The sequence below is a fragment of the Gloeomargarita sp. genome, assembly GCF_053491055.1.
Window position 1 is genome coordinate 1 of sequence record NZ_JBRCEP010000011.1, and the last position, 19,752, is coordinate 19,752.

The 19,752-nt window shown below is 58.6% G+C and carries 25 protein-coding genes; 14 read left to right on the forward strand and 11 right to left on the reverse strand.

The genetic code is table 11. The annotated features are described in order from the left end of the window. On the forward strand, positions 1 to 200 hold a 200-nt coding region (locus tag ACWISF_RS00775), incomplete at its 5' end, for a helix-turn-helix domain-containing protein (RefSeq protein ID WP_448379691.1). Between the two features lie 424 nt (positions 201 to 624). Here the strand turns inward: ACWISF_RS00775 and ACWISF_RS00780 are convergent. From ACWISF_RS00780 to ACWISF_RS00815, 8 genes are all read right to left on the reverse strand, one after another. Then, the gene (locus tag ACWISF_RS00780; protein ID WP_448379692.1) at positions 625 to 957 is read right to left on the reverse strand and encodes a hypothetical protein; all 333 of its coding nucleotides are present in this window, start codon (positions 955 to 957) and stop codon (positions 625 to 627) included. 59 nt (positions 958 to 1,016) lie between these two features. Continuing rightward, complete coding sequence (locus ACWISF_RS00785) at positions 1,017 to 2,279, reverse strand: lipid-A-disaccharide synthase (protein ID WP_448379693.1); 1,263 nt, start codon at positions 2,277 to 2,279, stop codon at positions 1,017 to 1,019. Next, entirely contained in the window at positions 2,280 to 2,600 is a 321-nt protein-coding gene (locus ACWISF_RS00790; RefSeq protein ID WP_448379694.1) for a DUF3067 family protein, read from the reverse strand. 30 nt (positions 2,601 to 2,630) lie between these two features. Then, a complete protein-coding gene (locus ACWISF_RS00795; RefSeq protein WP_448379719.1) occupies positions 2,631 to 3,473 on the reverse strand; it encodes a 3'(2'),5'-bisphosphate nucleotidase CysQ in 843 nt (280 codons plus the stop codon). Between the two features lie 27 nt (positions 3,474 to 3,500). Further along, the gene (gene thyD, locus ACWISF_RS00800; RefSeq protein WP_448379695.1) at positions 3,501 to 4,406 is read right to left on the reverse strand and encodes a thylakoid membrane protein ThyD; all 906 of its coding nucleotides are present in this window, start codon (positions 4,404 to 4,406) and stop codon (positions 3,501 to 3,503) included. Then, positions 4,407 to 4,961, reverse strand: coding sequence for an alpha/beta hydrolase (locus tag ACWISF_RS00805; protein ID WP_448379696.1), 555 nt, complete (start codon positions 4,959 to 4,961; stop codon positions 4,407 to 4,409). A gap of 66 nt (positions 4,962 to 5,027) precedes the next feature. Beyond that, positions 5,028 to 5,702, reverse strand: a complete 675-nt coding sequence (locus ACWISF_RS00810) for a response regulator transcription factor (protein WP_448379697.1) — start codon at positions 5,700 to 5,702, stop codon at positions 5,028 to 5,030. 12 nt (positions 5,703 to 5,714) lie between these two features. Further along, on the reverse strand, positions 5,715 to 6,053 hold the full coding sequence (locus ACWISF_RS00815) for a hypothetical protein (RefSeq protein ID WP_448379698.1): 339 nt from the start codon (positions 6,051 to 6,053) through the stop codon (positions 5,715 to 5,717). Positions 6,054 to 6,113: 60 nt separating this feature from the next. On the opposite strand from ACWISF_RS00815, the gene def reads away from it, so the two are divergent. The 5 genes from def to ACWISF_RS00840 all read left to right on the forward strand — a co-directional run bounded on the left by def (position 6,114) and on the right by ACWISF_RS00840 (position 10,908). After that, complete coding sequence (gene def / locus ACWISF_RS00820; RefSeq protein ID WP_448379720.1) at positions 6,114 to 6,683, forward strand: peptide deformylase; 570 nt, start codon at positions 6,114 to 6,116, stop codon at positions 6,681 to 6,683. Beyond that, the gene (locus ACWISF_RS00825; RefSeq protein ID WP_448379699.1) at positions 6,683 to 6,883 is read left to right on the forward strand and encodes a hypothetical protein; all 201 of its coding nucleotides are present in this window, start codon (positions 6,683 to 6,685) and stop codon (positions 6,881 to 6,883) included. The genes def and ACWISF_RS00825 overlap by 1 nt, the downstream gene beginning before the upstream one ends. A gap of 1,072 nt (positions 6,884 to 7,955) precedes the next feature. After that, positions 7,956 to 8,546, forward strand: coding sequence for a nicotinate-nucleotide adenylyltransferase (locus ACWISF_RS00830; protein WP_448379700.1), 591 nt, complete (start codon positions 7,956 to 7,958; stop codon positions 8,544 to 8,546). Next, the gene (locus tag ACWISF_RS00835; RefSeq protein WP_448379701.1) at positions 8,543 to 9,208 is read left to right on the forward strand and encodes an NUDIX hydrolase; all 666 of its coding nucleotides are present in this window, start codon (positions 8,543 to 8,545) and stop codon (positions 9,206 to 9,208) included. The genes ACWISF_RS00830 and ACWISF_RS00835 overlap by 4 nt, the downstream gene beginning before the upstream one ends. Then, positions 9,205 to 10,908, forward strand: coding sequence for an NAD+ synthase (locus ACWISF_RS00840; RefSeq protein WP_448379702.1), 1,704 nt, complete (start codon positions 9,205 to 9,207; stop codon positions 10,906 to 10,908). The genes ACWISF_RS00835 and ACWISF_RS00840 overlap by 4 nt, the downstream gene beginning before the upstream one ends. On the opposite strand, the gene ACWISF_RS00845 is transcribed toward ACWISF_RS00840, so the two are convergent. After that, positions 10,905 to 11,654: a phycobilisome rod-core linker polypeptide gene (locus tag ACWISF_RS00845; RefSeq protein WP_448379703.1), complete on the reverse strand. Its 750-nt coding sequence runs from the start codon at positions 11,652 to 11,654 to the stop codon at positions 10,905 to 10,907. The genes ACWISF_RS00840 and ACWISF_RS00845 overlap by 4 nt on opposite strands. 530 nt (positions 11,655 to 12,184) lie before the next feature. Between ACWISF_RS00845 and ACWISF_RS00850 the strand changes: the two genes are divergently transcribed. The 4 genes from ACWISF_RS00850 to ACWISF_RS00865 all read left to right on the forward strand — a co-directional run bounded on the left by ACWISF_RS00850 (position 12,185) and on the right by ACWISF_RS00865 (position 15,415). Then, on the forward strand, positions 12,185 to 12,703 hold the full coding sequence (locus tag ACWISF_RS00850; RefSeq protein WP_448379704.1) for a phycocyanin subunit beta: 519 nt from the start codon (positions 12,185 to 12,187) through the stop codon (positions 12,701 to 12,703). Positions 12,704 to 12,758: 55 nt separating this feature from the next. Then, positions 12,759 to 13,247, forward strand: a complete 489-nt coding sequence (gene cpcA, locus ACWISF_RS00855; RefSeq protein WP_448379705.1) for a phycocyanin subunit alpha — start codon at positions 12,759 to 12,761, stop codon at positions 13,245 to 13,247. A gap of 94 nt (positions 13,248 to 13,341) precedes the next feature. After that, positions 13,342 to 14,193 (forward strand): phycobilisome rod-core linker polypeptide, encoded by an 852-nt coding sequence (locus tag ACWISF_RS00860; RefSeq protein ID WP_448379706.1) that lies wholly within the window; start codon positions 13,342 to 13,344, stop codon positions 14,191 to 14,193. Between the two features lie 118 nt (positions 14,194 to 14,311). Then, positions 14,312 to 15,415 (forward strand): serine hydrolase, encoded by a 1,104-nt coding sequence (locus tag ACWISF_RS00865; protein ID WP_448379707.1) that lies wholly within the window; start codon positions 14,312 to 14,314, stop codon positions 15,413 to 15,415. A 121-nt stretch (positions 15,416 to 15,536) separates the two neighbouring features. On the opposite strand, the gene sppA is transcribed toward ACWISF_RS00865, so the two are convergent. Both sppA and ACWISF_RS00875 read right to left on the reverse strand, forming a co-directional pair. Beyond that, positions 15,537 to 16,310, reverse strand: a complete 774-nt coding sequence (sppA, locus tag ACWISF_RS00870) for a signal peptide peptidase SppA (RefSeq protein ID WP_448379708.1) — start codon at positions 16,308 to 16,310, stop codon at positions 15,537 to 15,539. Positions 16,311 to 16,321: 11 nt separating this feature from the next. Continuing rightward, positions 16,322 to 17,770 (reverse strand): diguanylate cyclase domain-containing protein, encoded by a 1,449-nt coding sequence (locus tag ACWISF_RS00875; RefSeq protein ID WP_448379709.1) that lies wholly within the window; start codon positions 17,768 to 17,770, stop codon positions 16,322 to 16,324. Between the two features lie 170 nt (positions 17,771 to 17,940). On the opposite strand from ACWISF_RS00875, the gene ACWISF_RS00880 reads away from it, so the two are divergent. Genes ACWISF_RS00880 through kaiB form a run of 4 tightly spaced genes read left to right on the forward strand, consistent with a single transcriptional unit; the run spans position 17,941 to position 19,750 of the window. Further along, positions 17,941 to 18,099 (forward strand): hypothetical protein, encoded by a 159-nt coding sequence (locus ACWISF_RS00880; RefSeq protein WP_448379710.1) that lies wholly within the window; start codon positions 17,941 to 17,943, stop codon positions 18,097 to 18,099. Between the two features lie 29 nt (positions 18,100 to 18,128). Further along, a complete protein-coding gene (gene truB, locus ACWISF_RS00885; protein ID WP_448379711.1) occupies positions 18,129 to 19,019 on the forward strand; it encodes a tRNA pseudouridine(55) synthase TruB in 891 nt (296 codons plus the stop codon). Positions 19,020 to 19,022: 3 nt separating this feature from the next. After that, entirely contained in the window at positions 19,023 to 19,433 is a 411-nt protein-coding gene (locus ACWISF_RS00890; RefSeq protein WP_448379712.1) for a circadian clock protein KaiA, read from the forward strand. After that, a complete protein-coding gene (gene kaiB, locus ACWISF_RS00895; protein ID WP_448379713.1) occupies positions 19,430 to 19,750 on the forward strand; it encodes a circadian clock protein KaiB in 321 nt (106 codons plus the stop codon). Before ACWISF_RS00890 ends, kaiB begins: the two co-directional genes overlap by 4 nt. The last annotated feature ends 2 nt before the right edge of the window (positions 19,751 to 19,752 follow it).

Genomic DNA, 19,752 nt, shown 5'->3' on the forward strand with positions numbered 1-19,752 from the left:
CGATGGCAAGACCATACAGTTACGATTTGCGTCAAAAAGCAGTCGCAGCAGTCTTAAAGGGGGCAAAACGAGTTGAGGTTAGTGAGTTATTTGGTATGAGCATCAGAACCATACAAAGATGGTTAAAAATGTGGTCAGAAACTGGTGATTATCGCCCGAAACAGAACGATCAAAAAGGTCATAGTGCTAAGATTATATAGCTAGGTAGGTTAGGGTTGTCGCCTTAAGATTCATGGATACGTCACACTTCGCTATGGGAAACCAAGGTGGGGTTACGCCCAGTGACCTATATCATGTCAACCCTTGTATGCTTAGCTATACAACCCAAAACCTTCATGACCTTATCGATTCAGTCATCTGTTCTATAGTCGTTTCACAAGAAAATGCAACACTTTGAGGCACTGGTCATCGCTGTATCCCCTTCCAGGACAGGGTTTGCAGGTAAAGGCGCATGTCGCAAACTGGTTTGAAATGACTATATATGCCAAACTTTGCCTGCTTAGCTATGGTTGCAAGGAACCGTCTCGGGGTGTCTTGACAGCACCTTTACGAGTCCGTTTGTGGGCTGCGTAAAAATTCCCCGACCTTCGTCGGTGGGAGTGTCAACTCAAAACCTGCATGGAATTACATAAACAGATTATCCAGGGACAAGACCGCCCCATTACCCCGCTCTAATTCCACCAGCAGGCGGTTCAACTGGGCCCAAATCAGGAGGGTTGTGGCCACGGTTAGCCCCACTGCTACCCCCAAAGCCCACAGCCAGGGAAACCCAAAGATATTCACTCCGGCGGCCAAAAAACCGGTCATGCCCCCGGCAATGCCGATGATCGGGAGTTGGAGTTGGCGGCGCACTTCCGCCAAGGTACGGGTCGAATGCTGCGTTTGCCAGGACTGGACGGCTTGTTTTAACAGAGCGTTGAAGGCACTACCGGCTGTCAGCGCCGCTAATAACCCCATAACCAAGAGAAGATAGGGAGGGTTGGTGTAAAAAGACACGGGGAAACCTATCACTGCCATTATTTAATCTTACCATTGTTGAGCAGTTGGGTGACCATTTCGGCCACGGCCTGGTCTGCCCCCAAGGCGCCCCGCACCTGGAGCAATTCCTGCCGCATTCGGGTTAGGTGTTCCGGTGTCGCCAACCATTCCTGAATCAGGGCGCCTACGGTCTCTGGAGCAATCGCCCCCACCAATTCCGGCACAATCTGCCGCCCCGCCCAGATATTTGGCCAGGCCAGTAGTCCTAGCCGTTTGTGCATCCAGCGGCTGTACAGGGTGGCAAAGCCTTTACCCAAGCCCGGCACCTGCGCCAAGACCCCCGCCAGCCCGTCCCACGCCCGCACAACCTCTCCCACCGGCTGATGGGTCAACACCAGGACAATCATCGGTACCCCCAACGCCCCTAGTTCTGCCGTGTTTGCCCCCACGGTGGTCACACAAAGATGACAGGCTTGCAACACCTCGTAGGCGGGAAAGGTGGACACCAGCCGCACCCGTAGGTGGGGGTTGACCACCAGGTAGGCCGTTTGGCCCACCTGCGCCAAAGTGGCAGACGCCCACCCCAGCCGCTGAATCAGGGGGTTGTACTGGGGGTCGGCATAACGGGCCAACGCGGACAAGCTCAGGGTCGGGGCCACCGGCAACACAAATTCCACCGGCACCCGCTGCGCCCGCAGCCAAGCCGCCACCGTCAAACAAAAGGGCACTCCCTGGCGGAGTTTGTTGGGTTTGGAACCGGGCAGGAGACCAATCAGCGCCGGGGCCTCGGGGGTAGGCCGGTCTTGAGCGGCAGGATGGATTGCCGTGGCGGCCACCATCAAATCCCCCACCACCCGCGCCCGGGCACGGTCTCGGCAAGGCACCTGCGCCAGCAACTGGGGATGCCGCAGCGCCAAAGCCGTAAACCACCCCGGCCAGCGCACCCGCACTTCCGCATAAGCCAGGGTCGGATAGCCCAAGCGCCAGCCGCACACCAGGGTATAAAACGGGTCGCCCCCCAAAAACACCACCACCCCGCGGGGCAGCCAATCCCAACCCGCCGCCGTGCGCCCCCACAGCAAAAACGGCCAAAAATCCCGAGCGGCCTGCACCCGCGCCACCCCCGGCAACCGTTGCAGGATGTGGACTTCGGCACCTGTGCTGTGGGGACAGGGAGACAGTACCACCGAAATCCGCAGCCGTTCGCCCCAGGTGCGGTGCAGTTGGGTCACCACCGGACGCACCCATGTCGCCACCTCCCCCGGCCCGTTGGTCAGGATCAACACATCCGCCTGCGGCATTTACCCCGGTTCTCCCAACCACTCCCTTGCCCGTTGCCCCAGAGTCAGAGGTAAACTCACCGCCCGTCCCAACCGGGGGCGTTCACGGGTCTGTTCCAACCACTGCCAAACCTGGTCAACGGCTTGCCATTCATGGAGATAAAGCAATACCCGCTGCAAATGGGCCAGATATTCTTCCTCACTCAACGGGAAGGACGCCTGCTCCAAATACCGCCACATCACCTGGAAATAAACGCGGTCCCGCAGCCGCCGCAGTTGCACATCGTAGGCATGGCCCCACTTGCGTTGCAACAATTGCCGCAATTCCTGCGCCGTTTTCATCCCCGCCCCCCTAGGATTTCCCGGTCTTTTCTATCCTAGTGTGGCGGCCAGCCGTTGCCGGATCACCGGAGCTGCCGCTTGGGTGGTCGCCAGAATGTTCGGGAGCAAAGGTGGCATTTGGTTAAACACCAAAGGCGCCCCCGTCGCCGTCGTGACCACGCCCCCTGCCGCCAACACCAGCGCCACACCCCCCGCCACATCCCATTCGTGTTTGGGCCGCAAGCTCAAGGTGGCATCTGCGCGTCCTGCCGCCACCAACGCCAACTTGTAGGCAATCGACCCCACCGCCTGCACCGCCATCTGTTCCTGGAATTGGGTCCATTCCCCCCGCTGCACCTCCGAACGGCTGGCCAACACCAGCGGCTGCGCCCCCAAGGGATGGTCCGCCCGCACCGGTTGCCCATTGGCAGTGACCCCTTGGCCGACCACCCCCAAAAACAGCTCCTCCGTCGCCGGGTTATAGACGCCCCCCAGTTGGGGCATCCCCGCGACCACCAGCGCCACCGACAGGGCATATTCGGGAATTCCCGCCACCAACTCGCGGGTGCCGTCAATCGGGTCAACCACCCACACCCGCTGCCGGGTCAACCGGTGGGGGTTATCCTGGGTTTCTTCCGACAGCCAGCCATCCTCGGGAAACGCCCCCAACAGGCTGGCCTGCAAAATTTGATTGGCCGCCACATCCGCCTGGGTCAACGGGTCATCCCCCGTTTTGTACGTCGTTTGTAACCCCCTGCCAATAACCTGGCGCACCGCCGCACCTGCCCGCCGCAGCGTGGACGCCAACAACGCTAACTCCTCATCCATAGCCATCAACGCACCCCCCAGGTCATCGTCGAACGCCGGGTCGCCAGCAAGGAAGATGGGCAACACCGACAAAACCGACGATTCGCGCCGTAGTCACCCGCTTGCTGCCCCCGGCTGGAGAATACTTTGCAGCGCCGGCGCCAAGGTGGGGTATTGGTAGGCAAAGCCCATCGCCAGCACCCGCTGGGGCAACACCTGTTGGCCGGTGAGAATGACCTGCGCCGCATCCCCCAACAGCAGCTCCAGCAGCACCCCCGGCACCGGCAACCAAGAAGGCCGCTGCAACACCCGCCCCAGGGTACGACACAACTCCGCCATTCGCACCGGTTGGGGCGCAGTCGCATTGTACACCCCCTGCCAGGCCGGGTCAGTCAACGCCGTCAGAATCAAATTCACCATATCCTCCTGGTGAATCCAGGCAAACCACTGGCGGCCCGAACCAATCGGCCCCCCCAAAAACGCCCGAAACGGCGGCAAAATCCGCGCCAGGGCACCCCCCATCCCCAACACAATGCCAATGCGAAAAATCACCAACCGCACCCCCAACTCCTGCACCGCCTGCGCCGCCTGTTCCCAATCCCGACACACCTGCGCCAAAAAACCCTCCCCCGGCGGACTTTCTTCCGTAAACACCGCCGTTTCGCTCGCCCCGTAGTAGCCAATCGCCGAGGCATTCACCAGCACCTCAGGACGCACCGGCGCCTGGGCTATCGCCTGCACCAATTGCTGGGTATAACCCACCCGGCTCTCGCGAATCGCCCGCCGGCGCTCTGGCGTCCACCGCCCAATAATCGGTTCCCCCGCCAGATTCACCACCCCACTGCAGCCTGCGACCGCCTGCGCCAACGCCGTCACCGGCCACACCGCCGCCCAGGGAAACAGCCGCTGCGCCCGTTGGGGATGACGGGTCACAAGCCGCACCTGCGCCCCCCGTTCCCGCAGACGCGTCACCAGCCGCGCGCCGATGAACCCCGTTCCCCCTGTGACCAAAACCTCCATCTAGCGACCGAGACCGCCCCCCAGCAGCTTCTGCAGATCAAACCCCTGCTGCCCCAGCCGCAACAGTGCCGGAATATCCATATTCATTTCCGCTGCCGGGTACGCCTCCAGAACATTCACCAACCCAAACCCATCCTTGTCCCGGAACCCCCCCTTTTCCCGCGGAATGGCCGCCAAAATGATGGCCCCCTTCATCCCCGGCAACACCGCAGCCGACTGGTTGGGCAAAAACAAAGGCGGAATCTGCGCCAACGTCTTTTCCACCGCAGGCGAATCCACCAGACGCACCACCTGGCGGGCCTCCAAAGCCAACTTAAAACGCAAAATCTGCTCTAGGCCCTGCCGGTCCTTTTCGGGCAACAGCCGCAGCGTACCCTGCAAACGGGGCGACAGTTCTTTCTTATCCACAAACCGGCGTAAATCCGCCACCGAAATACTTGCCACCTCCAAAATATTAAACCAGAAATTCACCGTGCGCGCCGCCTGCGCCGGCGGTGCCATGCCCCCAAGCACCACCATCAAACCCACTCCCCATAGCCACCGTTTCCTCCCCATAACCGCTCCCACTGGTGCAACCTTCCGTCAACGCCAATTAGCCTTCATCATACCCCATGCCGCAACTCAAGGGGGCAACAGCCCATACCCCCGCCCGTACCAGGTCTGAATCAACGGCGGTTCCGATGGTCGCTCCAATTTACGCCGCAACAGACGCACCTGAGCCGCCAACAGATTCCGGTCCACCTGCGGTTCCCCCGGCCACAACTGCGCCGCCAACTGGGCATGGGACACAATCTGCCCCGGATGTTGCATCAACACCAGCAACAGTTGCGTTTCCTTCTCCGACAACAGAATTTGCCGCCCGCCCCGGTAGGCCAACCGCTGCTCCGGTACCAACACCAACGTCCCCACCTGCAAACGGGTTAGGGGCATCCCCCCCGGTGCCCGCCGCAACAACGCCCGCACCCGCGCTGCCAACTCGGCAAACGCAAACGGTTTGACCAGATAATCATCCGCCCCCGCATCCAACCCCTGCACCCGGTCCGTCAGACTATCGCGGGCGGTCAAAAACAAAACCGGCGTGGTCAACCCCTGCTGCCGCAACCGTTGACAAAGGGTCAAGCCATCCAAAGCGGGCACCAGCCAATCCAAAATCAACAATTCATAGCTATTTTGGGTCGCCAGTTGATAGGCCATTTGCCCATCGGCAACCGCTTCCACCGCATACCCCTGTTGCCGCAACAAAGCCGTCAGGGGTTCCCGCAGTTCCGGGTCATCTTCCACCAACAGCAGCGACATACGCCGGTCAGATTAAACAGCAGGATTGGTAGGCGGTTGCTGGGGATAATGCCGCACTCCCGGCAAACGCTGACGGCGACGTTCCGTCAAAAGTGCGTGCAGTTGTTGGTACAATTGCTCGGCCACCCGCAGATTCATTGCCACCCGCGCCACCGGCTGCACCATCACTGCGCCGGATTCCGCCCCATTCGACGGCAAACCCGCAGGCAGACAAAAAGGGTCCAAAAACCCAAAATCTAGCACCACATCGTCATTCACGTGATTGGCTAGGGTAATGTTAACGTACTGCGGCACCCGTTCCGGGGTCACAGGAAATTGAAACCGGATGGTACGCTGAGGTTCCGCCATCATCGCCCTGCTGCTGGGGATATACTCATGCTACATTAAAAAAGGGGTTACGAAATGGGCATTATGGCCGGCGCCACCTTAACAATCAGCAAAGAAAAGTTAAAAACCCCGCCGCTGCGCGTAGAGATTTTGGGCAGCAAGGTTTTGCGGCAGGTGGCCAAGCGGGTCACCCACATCAACCAGGAGTTGCGGGAATTGGCCATCCGGATGCTCCAGACCATGTACAGCAAGGAGGGGATCGGTCTGGCTGCCCCCCAGGTGGGGATTTTGAAACAGATGTTGGTGGTGGATACCGACCCGGAAAATCCAGCCACGCCACCTTTGGTGTTGATTAATCCGGTGCTGGAAGCCCAGAGTGACACCCTAGAAACGGGCGAGGAGGGATGTTTGAGTATTCCGGGGGTGTTTTTGCCGGTGAAACGTCCGGCGCAGGTGACTGTGAGTTTCAAAGACGAAACCGGTAAATTGCAGCGGCGCGAATTTGTGGGTCTGACGGCGCGGGTAATTTTGCACGAAATGGATCACCTGCAAGGGGTGATGTTTGTGGACCGGGTGGAAAATCCCCTGGCCTTGGCGCAGGAATTGAGCAAACACCGGTTTTCCCTGGCGGATGTGCGGCGGGTGCGGTCGTGATGAGTCCCTTGACCCCGGTCAGTGGTCTGTTTTTGGCAGGTGCGTGCGTGTCGGCCATCGCGGCTGTGGGATGTGTGTTTGAGTTGGGCTATGGTCATCCCCAGTTGGGGCCAACGCTGACCTGGGGTATCTTGCTGGTGAGTGTCCCGGCAAGTGTCGGTTGTTTTTGGGCGGCGGTGCGTTCGGCCCGCCAGGACTGAATTTCACAGGTGTACGAACTGCTGCTGTTGTTTCGCTCTGGGGGTGGAGAGCCGTTGACGCGGAAGAATTTTGTTGATGTTGATTACCCTTCACCAAGGCAATGTTTCCTTCGCCCTGTACCGCTTGATACAGATGTTCTTGGCAGTAGTGGTTGCAGGACTACTTGGCAAAAATCTACTGATGTGGACGATTAAGCGGATAAAACAAGGAATTTGCCAACAGCATCAACCCCGTTATTGATTGGATTTGGGCAAGTGAAATGTTCTGGTTGGGCTGGCGGGGCATGCTGGAGAATGGCGCATGACCCAAATAGAGTTCATCATCCGGCTAGGGGTGGCTGTTCTCCTTGGTTCAGCCCTGGGGTTAGAACGCCGGTGGCGACGGGGGCGGCTCTATATGTCATGCTCTCGGTTTTGAGCGCAACACTTCTGAGTTTTATAGTCATTTCAAACAAGTTTGCAACATTCGCCTTTACCTGCAAACCCTGTCCTGGAAGGGGATACAGCGATGACCAGTGCCTCAAAGTGTTGCATTTTCTTGTGAAACGACTATATAGCTAAGCAGGCAAAGGTTGACATGCTATGGGTCGCTAGGCGTAGCCATGAATCTTCAGGCAACAACCTTAACCTACCTAGCTATAGCATTAGAAATTCAGTCTTGAACACCCAATCCGAGAAATTCCATAAGCGAGATACAGTCATCTGTCTGAAATTTGAGTTCATCATCAATAGTGCCCATCAATGTGTTGCAGGGCAAGAATTATGTCTGTGGGTTCCTGACCTGTATTACTCTTTCTTTGTCTTGCATCTATCGTCGCTAATGGGAGCCGGAAATTTAACATGGGCTTTTTCTGATTTAATTTCCCATCCTCAAATCCTTGGCACCCCCTTTTTTCTCTCCACATCGTTTAATTCACTCACAGATGCATCTGCACATCAGGTAATAGAAATGCCCCAACCCCCCAGCAGGTAGAGATGAACATCTGGGGCATCGCGCTGCCCAACCCTAGTTTTGGCACAATCCCTCATTTTTGGTTAAAATCACTATAATTTTACTGTTACCGAGGCAACGATGGCGGCTCCCCAACGCTTGGCTCTCTTTGGCACCAGTGCGGACCCTCCGACATTGGCGCACCGGCAGATTATTCAGTGGCTGGCGCAGGCGTTTGACCTGGTGCTGGTGTGGGCGGCGGACAACCCCATGAAGGAGGGGCAAACCCCCTTGGTGCATCGGATGGCCATGCTGGACTGTCTGGTGCAGGAATTGGGGGAACCCAAGGTGCGTTTGTGTCCGGAATTGAGCCATCGGTTTACCCGCGTGAGTGTGGCACGGGCGCAAAGCCAATGGCCGGAAGCGCGGTTGACCCTGGCGTTGGGGGCGGATTTGTTGCCCCAATTGCCCCGCTGGCATCAGGCGGAAGAATTGTTCCCCCAGGTGGAAGTGGTGATCATCCCCCGCACCGGCTATACCTTGGCCCCGGCGGCCTTGGATTGGTTAAAACAGCTTAGCCCCCGGGTGAGCATCGCCCCGATTACCGTGCCGGATTGGTCCTCGCGGGCCTTTCGCGAAGGGCAACGCCTGGATGAACTCAGCCCCGGCGTGTTGGACTACATTCGCCGACATCAGCTCTACCAGGACGTCGTTCTCCCCTCTACCGTATGACCCCCGTCAGTGTGGATGTGGTCACCGTGATTTTTTCCGTAGATATAGAGGCCCACCGGCTACTGGTGCTGGTCGTGGGCGGGGAACCGGCGCGGTTGCCGGGGATGCCCCTGGCCCCAGAACTCACCCTGGCCGAACAGGCCTACCAAGTGTTGGCAAACAAGGTCAAAGTCGAGCATTTGTACTTAGAACAACTTTACACCTTTGGCGGGCCGGGGCGGGATGACCGGGAACAGCAGGGGCAGCGGTGTCTCTGCGTGGCCTATTTTGCCCTGGTGCAGTATGCCAGTACCCAGTTGCTTGTCGAACCGGAACCGGTGTGCTGGGTGTCGGTACACCAACTGCCGCCGTTGTGGGGAGACCACGCCCAGATCGTCCGCTATGGCTACCAGCGGTTACGCAACAAGTTGGAATACAGTCCGATTGCCTTTCAGGTGTTGCCGGAGTTGTTTACCCTGGGAGAACTCTACCAACTTTACACCATCATCTTGGGGGAAGATTTCAGCGATTATTCCAATTTTCGCGCCCGGCTGTTGAAACTGGGATTTTTGCGGGATACGGGCAAAAAAGTCTGGCGGGGGGCAGGGCGGCCAGCCAGTTTATACCGCTTCGACGAACGCGCTTTTTTACCCTACAAAGATAAACCGTTGGTATTTGTATGAGTGAACTGCGTTTGGGTTTGGCTCAGTTAAATCCCACCGTCGGCGACTTGCTGGGCAACAGTCAAAAAATTCTCCAGGCCGCCAAGAACTGTGCATTTCAGGGGATTTCGCTATTGATTACGCCGGAGTTGTCCCTGTGTGGCTATCCGCCCCAGGATTTGGTGCTCGACCCGCTGTTTGTGGAAAATTGCCAAACGGTGTTGCATCATTTGGCCTTGCGCTTGCCGCCGAAAATCGGGGTGTTGGTGGGGAGTATTTTCCCCAATCCCGACTGGTGGAAAAACGGGGAAAAACCGCTTTTTAATGGGGCGGCGTTGCTGTATGATGGGCGCGTCCGTTATACGTTTTATAAGCAGTTGCTCCCGGATTACGATGTCTTTGATGAACATCGCTATTTCCAGCCCGGTCGCCAGGTGAATGTGTTGCGCTGGCAGGAATGGCGTTTGGGAATTACGATTTGTGAGGATGTTTGGAACGACGAGGAATTTTGGAGCGGGCGCCGTTACCCGGAAAATCCCGTGCCGCCGCTGGTGGAACGGGGGATTGACCTGTTGATTAATCTGTCGGCCTCGCCCTACTGGCAGGGGAAACCGGCCCTGCGGGAATCCCTGTTGGCCCACTGCGCCCGCAAGTACCAAATTCCCCTGATTTATGTCAATCAGGTGGGGGGGACGGATGCCCTGGTATTTGACGGGCAGAATTTGATTTTTGACCGCACGGGGACGGTGGTGCATCGGGGGCCGGGGTTTACCCAGGAGGTGCAGGTGGTGACCCATGTCCGGGGGCAATGGCAAGGGACACGGGTGCATCCCCCCCTGGACCCCTGGGCGGAGGTTTGGCAGGCGCTGGTGCTGGGGATTCAGGACTACGTCCGCAAAAGCGGCTTCCAGCGGGTACTGGTGGGACTTAGCGGCGGCATTGACTCGGCGGTGGTGGCGGCCTTGGCGGTGCAGGCCCTAGGGCCGGAGCAGGTGTTGGGGGTGCTGATGCCCTCGCCTTATAGTTCTGACCACTCGGTGACCGATGCGCTGGCCCTGGCGGCCAATTTGGGCATCGCCACGGAGAAAATTCCCATCCATGGGCTGATGGCCAGCTACACCACGACCCTGGCGCCCCTGTTTCACCACTACGCCGCCGATGTCACCGAAGAAAATCTCCAAGCCCGCATCCGGGGCACGCTGCTGATGGCGCTGGCCAATAAATTCCGTGCCCTGGTGCTGGCGACCGGCAACAAATCGGAACTGGCGGTGGGATACTGCACCCTCTACGGGGATATGTGCGGGGCGCTGGCACCAATCGGGGACCTATTCAAAACCCAGGTGTACGCCCTTGCCTGTTGGTACAATGAATATACGCAAGCCCAGCGGGGCCTAGCCGTTATCCCGCCAAACATTCTCACCAAGGCTCCCAGCGCCGAACTCAAACCGGGGCAAACCGACCAGGACACCTTGCCCCCTTACCCCGTCTTGGATGACATCCTGCAGCGCTGGCTCCAGGAACGGCAAACGCCCGCTCAGATGGCCCAGGCCGGCCACGACCCCGCTTTGGTGGAACGGGTGATGCAGATGGTGCAACAGGCAGAATTCAAGCGGTTTCAGGCGGCCCCGGTGCTGAAAATGTCGGAACGGGGGTTTGACCGGGGCTGGCGGTTCCCCACCATCGCCCGACCCCCCCGGCAGAAACTGCCTTTGAACCCCTAGCGGCGGGGCACAGCCGCCAGAAAGTCCTGGGGAATGGTGACCGTCGCCGGCGGCGTTTTCACCGCGTAAATAATCAGGCGGGCCAACTCCCGGTAATCGGCAGGGTCGCCCCCCTTGCGGCCCCGGTCGGGAATCCGCTTGGCCGGTAGCCCTGCCCCCAGTTGCGGGAAGCCCAGTTTTTGCCGGTAGTAAGGCCCATAACGCGGCGTTTTCAGATTAAAGGGCGTATCCCCAATGGCCCGCTGGGGCAAAATCCGCCGCCGCTGGTAGGGCACCGTATTCTCCCCAAAATTCTCCATATATTCCGCACTGTTGAGCAGGGCATCCACAAACCCCTTGATCCCCTTGGTTGCCAACACAATGGACCAGGCAATTTTTTCCGGCTGGCCGTAGACATCCCGCCCCAGCACCCGCTGCACCACCAATTCCACAAAACGGTAGTTGTCGTTGACATCGTAGTTGTACCGGCGGAAGGCCTCCGAGAGCAACAGCCCCCGGATGAAATCCCGCACCGTAATCTGGCCGTAGCGCAGCTGCGATTCCAAAATGGTCTGCCGGTTGGCCTTAATGAACTGATGCTCGCTGAAAATCTGCCGGTAGGCCGCCCAAATCAGCCCATCCATATCACCGGGCGAGAGCAAATTTTCCGTCGTAAACATCCGGGGTTGCTCGTCGCCTGGCACCTCATAACCCACCACCCGCTGATTCTGACTGGTCGGCTTGTAACTGAGCAAAGGTAACGCCATTGGTCTGTCTCCACAATCTAGAATGCTTGGGGCCGTCCGCTCGCTTGCACCCTGACTTCTGATGATACTATGACGGCCATCCCCCGCTTTTGTGAGAATGTTAAGGAGTTTTGGCAAATTTATTAAGAAATATAAATAAAATGCCGCCATTGGCCCGCCCCAACCGCCCTAATCTGCAGAAATAATAAACTAATGTTAATTTGTGTTACAAAGTTTGGCGAACGGACGGGCCGGGGTTTGGGGATGGAACACGGGTAATACCTTTGTGGTATGGGTTGGCGGTGGTTGATCGGCGCGTGGTCTGGCGGCAGTGCTCTGCAATGATTCTTAAAAAAGTTGGCTCTAATCTTCAGTTATAAAGGTTTTTGGAGGATGTGCGGTTTAGGCCGCGGGCTTGGTTCTGCACCTCTTGGGGCGATTCTGAGAAACCGTGGGTTTTTGAGAATGGTTCGAGGGGGTGAGGGGGCCGGCTGCATCTTCCACCATGAAAACTGTTTAATGCAGATTCCGTTTTAAGGAGATTCACATCCATGTTGGACGCATTTGCCAAAGTTGTTGCCCAAGCGGACATGCGGGGGGAATTCATCAGTGCTGCCCAGATTGATGCCCTGTCGGCGATGGTGGCCGAAAGCAACAAGCGTTTAGATGCCGTCAACCGTATGACTTCCAATGCGGCGGCCATTGTCACCAATGCGGCGCGCAGCCTGTTTGCGGAACAGCCCCAATTGATCCAACCGGGTGGCAACGCTTACACCAGTCGGCGGATGGCGGCCTGTCTGCGGGATATGGAAATCATCCTGCGCTATGTGACCTATGCGGTGTTGGCCGGGGATGCCAGTGTGTTGGATGACCGGTGTTTGAATGGGTTGCGGGAAACCTACCAAGCCCTGGGGGTGCCGGGGGCGTCGGTGGCGGTGGGCATTCAAAAGATGAAGGAAGCGGCGATTGCCATTGTCAACGACCCCAACGGCATTACGCGTGGGGATTGCAGCCAAATCATCTCCGAGATCGCCAGCTACTTTGACCGGGCGGCGGCAGCGGTGGTGTAGTGGGCTGGTGCTCTGACTGGTTGTGTTGAGTTGTTTTTTTAGGAGTGACTGAATCATGAAGACCCCTTTGACGGAAATTATTGCGGCAGCCGATAGCGAAGGTCGTTTCTTGAGCAACACCGAATTGCAGGCGGCGTTTGGTCGGTTTGGCCGGGCGCAGGCGGGTTTGCAGGCGGCCAAGGAGTTGACGGCAAAAGCGGATCAGCTCATCAACCAAGCGGCGCAGGCGGTGTACAGCAAGTTCCCCTACACGACCCAAATGCAGGGCAACGAGTATGCCTACGATGAGCGGGGCAAGGCCAAGTGTGCGCGGGACATCGGCTACTACCTGCGGATGATCACCTATTGCCTGATCGTGGGTGGCACCGGGCCGATGGATGAGTATTTGCTCGCCGGTTTGGATGAAATTAACAGCGCTTTCAATCTGTCTCCCAGTTGGTACGTGGAAGCCCTCAAGAGCATCAAGGCCAATCATGGGCTGACCGGTCAGGCGGCCACGGAAGCCAACAACTACATTGACTACGCCATCAACGCCCTGAGCTAGGCTTGGGGGCGCCAACCCGGTGGGAATCGCCTTGGGGGTGGTTCTTGCCGGGTTTGTTTTTGGGAGCCAGTTTGTTACTTTGGGGAGAAACGCCATGACCACATCCACTTCGGCGCAGAATTTAGGTATTAGTGAGTTTGACCGGGACAGTCGGGTTGAGCTGCGTAGCCAAGCCACAGCCCAAGATTACGAGCGGGTGATCCGGGCGGCCTACCGCCAGGTGCTTGGCAATGATTACGTTATGGGGTCGGAGCGGTTGAAGTTTGCCGAGTCGCAGTTGCGCAATGGCAATATCACCGTGCGGGAATTTGTGCGGGCGTTGGCCAAATCTGAGTTGTATAAAAACAAATTTTTCTATCCCCATCCCCAGGTGCGGTTTATCGAGTTGAATTACAAACATTTGCTCGGGCGCGCCCCCTATGACGAGCGGGAAATTAGCCTGCACAACGATATTTACGTCAACCAGGGCTACGAGGCGGAAATTGACAGCTATATTGATAGCCCGGAGTACCAGGAGAATTTTGGCGAGTACATCGTGCCCTACTATCGGGGTTTTTGGTCGCAACGGGGCCAAAAAACGGTGGGCTTTACCCGGATGTTCCGGCTGTACCGGGGCTATGCCAACAGCGACCGGGCGCAAGTGGAGCAGCGCAACCCGCGGCTGATTTGGGATTTGGCGCGCAATCGGGCCAACACGGTGATTGCGCCTTCGGGGGTGAATGATGCCTGGGCGTTTCGACCGACCCCCAATCAGACCGGGCCCGCGCGGCAGGGGGCGTTGGTCGGCGACAGCAGTCGGGTGTACCGGGTGGAAGTGACGGGGGTGACGGGGGCGCGGGTGCGGCGCAGTACCCAAACCCTGTTGGTGCCCTACGAGCAACTCTCGCTGCGGATGCAACAAATTCAACGGCAGGGGGGGCGGATCGCCAGCATTACCCCGGCCTGAAGTCTTGCTGGGTGAACCTAGCCAAGTGGCCCCGCCTAGGGTGGGGTATTTTTTGGCTTGGGGGGAGTGCAGCGGCATGCCCAGCTATACTGGATAGGCGTGGTATGGTGGGCGTGAGGTGGGATTAAGCGGGCGCAGACCCTACAAGTGGCACTGGTCTTGGCCGTGGCTGGGTTTATTGGTGTTTGGGGCGGCTGGGAGTGGCGGGTTTCTGGCGGGGGGGTGGTTGGCCTGGCGCTGGTCGCAACCGTCGCTGCCCTCAGCTACCTCCTCCAGGGATGACGGCCTTACCCCTGCCGAGCCGACGGCGGCACCCCTGGTCTATAACGTTCGGACTGCCCCCCCCACCCGTTACAGCCCCGAACTCCAGGCAATTGTGAACCGGATGGTGGCCTGGGTGCAGGGTCAGGGTCTGCCCCTGGCGGCCCTCTCGATTACCTTGATGGATGTCACCCGCCCGGACGACCTGCAGATTGCTGGCTATCAGCAACAGCAGTTGCGCTATCCGGCCAGTGTGGTGAAGTTGTTTTGGCTGGTGACCTTTTTGGCCTACCGGCAGGCGGGGCTGCTGTCTGCCGAGACGGCGGCCCAGGTTGACCTAGCAGCCATGATGCAACAGTCCAGCAACGATGCTGCCAGTGCGGTGGTGGATGCCATCACCGGTACGACCTCGGGGGATGCCCTACCCCCGGAGCAATTTCTCCAATGGCGCCAACAGCGGGCCCAACTGAGCAACTTTTTTCGGGCGGCAGGGTACGGCTATCTCAACCTACAACACAAAAATTTCCCTATCTACAGCCTGGGGCAAGAAGAACCCCAGGGACGGGAGCAACAACTGCGGGGGGGCGACAGCCAACCCAGCCGCAACCTGCTTTCTACCTGGCAAACCGCCCGCTTGCTCTACGAAATCTACAGCCTGCAGGCCGTCTCCCCCGCCATGAGCCACCAAATGCAAGAGTTGATGGAACGCCCCCCCCAAGGTCGCGCCCAGCATTGGGCGGGTTTTTTGGGTGCCGCTTTGCCCGGCGATGCTTTCGTCATGGGCAAGGAGGGACAAACCAGTGCCACCCGCCACGATGGGGTGATCGTCACCCGCAGTGATGGCCGCTTGGCCTACATCCTGGTGGTCTTTGGCGACGACCCGGCCTATAGCGCCGATGACCGTTTCCTCCCTGCCCTCGACCGCCTGGTGTGGCAGGCCATGCAACGCCGCTCCCCCTAGGACTTGCATTTGCCCCCCCATCCCTTTACATTTGTTTACAGAGCAAAGGTCAGGAGTCCTTGATCTTTTCTCCTCTCAACACAGCAGTCAGGGCCAGCCCTCAGGGCTGGTTTTTTCATGGCTAGGGGCTGTAGAGCCACAGCGGAATCCCCGCATATTCCCAGGGCAAACTGGCGCCGCTCAGGCGGGCCAAGGGCGAACGGGGACGGCCTGGGATGGTGCGCACGGGCGTCCGTTCCGGGTCCAGTCCGGCCAATTCCGCAGCCCAGCGGCGGGCGTCCTCCTCGGTGCCCAGACGGTCTACCACCCCCAGCGCCAGCGCCTGCTCCCCCGTAAAAATCCGCCCATCGGCAAAGGTGCGCACCTGCTCGACAGGCAAATGGCGGGCGGTGGCCACCGTATGCACAAATTGCTGATAACTCACATCGATCAATTGCTGTAAAATCCCTTGCTCTTCCGGGGTCAATTCCCGGTCAAACGCCAGAATATCCTTATATGGCCCGGACTTGACCACCTTGAAGGAAACCCCAATTTTCTTGAGCAATTCCTCCAAATTATTCCCCCGCAAAATCACGCCAATACTGCCGGTCACCGTGCCGGGATTGGCCACGATGTAGGGCGCGCCCAGGCCCACGTACACCCCCCCCGACGCCGCAATGCTGCCAAAACTGGCCACAATCGGCATCTGGGACTGCAAATCCCGCAGCGCACCGTAAATTTCCTGGGAATCCCCCACCGTGCCGCCGGGGCTGTCAATCCGCACCAGCAGCGCCGGAAACCGCTTCGTTTTGACCACCTGCAGGGCGCTCAACACCCGCTTGCGCATCGCCCCGTTGATAAGGCCGTTGATTTCAATCCGGGCAATACACCGGGGTCGCCACCACCGCCATCGCATCCGCTGCTACCTCAATAGGGAACCACACAATTGCGCCCCTGTTGTTTGGCCTGGTACAGGGCCTGGTCCGCCGCTGCTACCAGTTGCGCCGGCGCCGTCTGGGGACTGGGCAGCATACTCGACACCCCCAAACTCAGGGTGACATACTCATGCACCGGGGAATTGGCGTGGGGAATCCGCAACTGCACCACCTTCACCCGCATCCGCTCGGCCACCGTCATTGCGGGCGCCAACGGCGTATCGGGCAAAATGACCCCAAACTCTTCCCCCCCGTAGCGCGCCACCAGTCCGGTCGCCCCCGTGACCACCTGGCGAATCGCTTGGGCCACCCGTTGCAGGCATTCATCCCCGGCCACATGACCGTAGGTATCATTGTAGCTTTTGAAAAAATCAATATCCGCCAGGATCAGCGACAGGGGTGCCGGCTTTTGCAGCAGCCGCTGCCATGTCTCCGCGAGGTACTCATCAAAACGGCGGCGGTTGGACAACTGGGTCAGGCCATCCGACGCCGCCAAGCGGCGCAACTCCCCATTGGCAATCTCCAACTGTTGGTACAACTGCGCCTGTTGAATCGCACTGGCCAACTGCATCGTCAACTGTTGCAACATATTCACCTCGTGGGGCGACCAGGTGCGGGGCGTGGAATAGTGGTGCGCCGTCAGCAACCCCCACAGCCGCTCCCCCAACACCACCGGCACGGCCAAAAACGCCTGCATGCCAAATTGCCGCATCAACGCCCCATACCAGGAATCCGTGGGCACCGCCTCCCCATCGCTCACCTGCACCAACCCCTGCTGGGGTTCCTGAACCACCGCCTGGGGCAACCCAACCGCCAGATGCAACACCGACGGCCAGCCCGCGCTGGTTGCCTCGACCGTAAAGTGGGCCGTCTCCCTCACCTCGCAGATCGCCACCTGTTCCACCTGCAACAGGTCCTGCACCTCCTGCACCGTCGTCTGCAAAATGGTCGCCAAATCCAACGACCGCCGCACCTGCGCCGTAATCTGGGTCAACTTGCGCTCCTGAGCACTGCGCTGGTGCAACTCCCGCATCGCCGCATAGGCCTGGAGCAAACGCCGCACCCGTTGCCGCAACACCCCCCAGTGAATCTGCTTCGACGGCTTGATGATGTAGTCTGTAGCCCCTGCGGCAAAGGCCTCGGCCACCGACTCCTCATCGTCCAAACTGGTAATCATCAACACCGGCAAATCCTGACATTCCGGCCGGCGGCGAATTTCGGCACAACAGCGAAACCCGTCCAACGTCGGCATCACCGCATCCAACAACACCATATCCGGCAAATGTTTGTGACATAGTTCCAACGCCTCCGCCCCATTGGTCGCCGTCAGCGTGCGATACCCCTCCCGCTCCATTTCCTGCTGCAATACCTCGCGGATGGCCCGTTCATCATCCACAACCAAAATCAGCGGTGCACCTTGGCGCCAGGGAAGGGAAATCATGCCCGCAAAACATAGGTTGTCCGCATTTCTCGCTCACCTACTACTCTAGCAGGCAGACGGCGCAATTCCCTCCTAGGCCAAGCGCGACCCCATCGGGCTATCGTCCCCTCGCCGCAAACGCAAAGGCGGTTTTCCGGTTAGGAAAGGGGCCGACTTTTCCATCCCGAACTATGCCCCAGCCATCGGTTGGCACCCGTCCCGACGGCCAAATTCAGCCTATCAAACACCAGGCAACCGTAACGTACAATGAACAATCAAGGGTGCAGGCGGGTGATGGGTCGCCGCTAATTTTGCCGTTGCAAGGGCAGACCCCAACCTTCACCGCCTGAGCAACCTGCCCATAACGCTGGCAGCCCGCATGGATGGTTTTCTCAACCTGAATAAACCCTTGGGGATGACCTCCCATGACTGTGTTGCCCAGGTACGGCGCCGGTTACGGTGCAAACGGGTCGGGCATGGCGGCACGCTCGACCCAGCGGCTACGGGTGTTTTGCCCATTGCCGTCGGGCGGGCGACCCGTTTGTTGCCCTTTTTGCCCCCCACCAAACGCTATCGCGCCACCATTCGCTTTGGCGTGCAAACCCGCACCGATGACCTCGACGGGGAAATCGAAAGGCAAACGCCGGTCCCGGATTTGACCCTTGCCCAAGTGGAGCGCGTCCTGGTCCAATTTATCGGCGTAATTGCCCAAACCCCACCCGCTTTTAGCGCCGTCCACGTGCAGGGCCAACGCGCCTACGACCTAGCCCGTCGCGGGGAAACGGTCATCCTATCCCCCCGCCAGGTGGAGATTTTTGCCCTAGAGGTTGAACATTGGCAGCCCGGCCCCTTCCCGGAGCTCACCCTATCTGTCCACTGCGGCCCCGGAACCTACATCCGTGCCCTGGCGCGGGATATCGGGCAAACCTTAGCGATTCCCGCCACCCTCAGCGCCCTCGAACGCACCCACAGCGGCGGTATGGACCTGCGTCACAGCATTCCCTTGGCCGAATTGGACGCAGCCACCCCCAGCCAAATGCTGCAGCCCCCCGACCAGGTTTTATCCCATCTCCCCGTCGCCTCCCTAACAGCGCCCCAAGCCCGCGCCTGGTGTCAAGGCCAAACCCAAATTTGGTGCGCCCCACCAGCCCCTTGGTGGCGGGTGTATGATGCGCAAGGACGTTTTTTGGGAATTGGGCAACAGGTGGGGGAAATGGCCCTCAAGCCGCATATCGTTTTGGTTGATCCCCGTTTGGAATGCTACCTTTAATCTATGGATGGTTCGGATTTGGTCCCGGTGCCCCAGGCGATGACTGCCCCCCCCACGTGCGAGGAGATTCCCCAACAGGGTTGGGCAAAATTAACCCTGGAAGAACAGCAAAAATGGCTACAGCAATTACAAAAACTATACTACGAAATTATCCTGCTTTATTTTCGCAATGCCCCCCACGTCCACGAACGGATTGCCCGTTTCACCTACGTCGCCTATCGCCTCAACGTACCCATTTCGGAGATATTGGGCATCCATGTGCAGTTTATGGACGAAATTACCAAACAGTTAAAATTGGAAGGCCGCAGTGAAGAATTAGTGTTGGATTACCGCTTAACCTTGATTGACGTAATTGCCCATTTGTGCGAACGCTATCGCCGTGCTATGGTCGAAAAGACGGGGGAAGAGCCATGAGTCGCGCCACCAAAAAAGTGTATATTCTCAAACTCTACGTGGCGGGCAACACCCCCAATTCGGTGCGGGCATTGGCCACCTTGCGGGATATTTTGGCGCGGGAGTTCAAGGGGGTCTATACCCTGAAAGTGATTGATATTTTGGCCAATCCCCGCTTGGCAGAAGAGGATAAAATTCTGGCAACGCCCACCCTGTCGCGGATTTTGCCCCCACCGGTGCGGCGGATTATTGGTGACCTGTCGGACCGGGAAAAGGTATTGATTGGCCTAGACCTCTTGTATGATGAATTGGAGGAAGAGGATGCGACGTTGGGATAGCT

Coding starts and splice junctions, on each gene's coding strand:
- ACWISF_RS00790 (WP_448379694.1), bottom strand. CDS start 2,600: ATGAAAACGGCGCAGGAATTGCGGCAATTGTTGCAACGCAAGTGGGGC.
- sppA (WP_448379708.1), bottom strand. CDS start 16,310: ATGCGATGGCGGTGGTGGCGACCCCGGTGTATTGCCCGGATTGAAATC.
- ACWISF_RS00830 (WP_448379700.1), top strand. CDS start 7,956: ATGGCGGCTCCCCAACGCTTGGCTCTCTTTGGCACCAGTGCGGACCCT.
- ACWISF_RS00880 (WP_448379710.1), top strand. CDS start 17,941: ATGCCCCAGCCATCGGTTGGCACCCGTCCCGACGGCCAAATTCAGCCT.
- ACWISF_RS00840 (WP_448379702.1), top strand. CDS start 9,205: ATGAGTGAACTGCGTTTGGGTTTGGCTCAGTTAAATCCCACCGTCGGC.
- ACWISF_RS00810 (WP_448379697.1), bottom strand. CDS start 5,702: ATGTCGCTGCTGTTGGTGGAAGATGACCCGGAACTGCGGGAACCCCTG.
- kaiB (WP_448379713.1), top strand. CDS start 19,430: ATGAGTCGCGCCACCAAAAAAGTGTATATTCTCAAACTCTACGTGGCG.
- ACWISF_RS00815 (WP_448379698.1), bottom strand. CDS start 6,053: ATGATGGCGGAACCTCAGCGTACCATCCGGTTTCAATTTCCTGTGACC.
- ACWISF_RS00835 (WP_448379701.1), top strand. CDS start 8,543: ATGACCCCCGTCAGTGTGGATGTGGTCACCGTGATTTTTTCCGTAGAT.
- ACWISF_RS00785 (WP_448379693.1), bottom strand. CDS start 2,279: ATGCCGCAGGCGGATGTGTTGATCCTGACCAACGGGCCGGGGGAGGTG.
- ACWISF_RS00875 (WP_448379709.1), bottom strand. CDS start 17,770: ATGATTTCCCTTCCCTGGCGCCAAGGTGCACCGCTGATTTTGGTTGTG.
- thyD (WP_448379695.1), bottom strand. CDS start 4,406: ATGGAGGTTTTGGTCACAGGGGGAACGGGGTTCATCGGCGCGCGGCTG.
- ACWISF_RS00845 (WP_448379703.1), bottom strand. CDS start 11,654: ATGGCGTTACCTTTGCTCAGTTACAAGCCGACCAGTCAGAATCAGCGG.
- truB (WP_448379711.1), top strand. CDS start 18,129: ATGGATGGTTTTCTCAACCTGAATAAACCCTTGGGGATGACCTCCCAT.
- ACWISF_RS00860 (WP_448379706.1), top strand. CDS start 13,342: ATGACCACATCCACTTCGGCGCAGAATTTAGGTATTAGTGAGTTTGAC.
- def (WP_448379720.1), top strand. CDS start 6,114: ATGGCCGGCGCCACCTTAACAATCAGCAAAGAAAAGTTAAAAACCCCG.
- ACWISF_RS00825 (WP_448379699.1), top strand. CDS start 6,683: ATGAGTCCCTTGACCCCGGTCAGTGGTCTGTTTTTGGCAGGTGCGTGC.
- ACWISF_RS00890 (WP_448379712.1), top strand. CDS start 19,023: ATGGATGGTTCGGATTTGGTCCCGGTGCCCCAGGCGATGACTGCCCCC.
- ACWISF_RS00805 (WP_448379696.1), bottom strand. CDS start 4,961: ATGGGGAGGAAACGGTGGCTATGGGGAGTGGGTTTGATGGTGGTGCTT.
- ACWISF_RS00850 (WP_448379704.1), top strand. CDS start 12,185: ATGTTGGACGCATTTGCCAAAGTTGTTGCCCAAGCGGACATGCGGGGG.
- ACWISF_RS00780 (WP_448379692.1), bottom strand. CDS start 957: ATGGGGTTATTAGCGGCGCTGACAGCCGGTAGTGCCTTCAACGCTCTG.
- cpcA (WP_448379705.1), top strand. CDS start 12,759: ATGAAGACCCCTTTGACGGAAATTATTGCGGCAGCCGATAGCGAAGGT.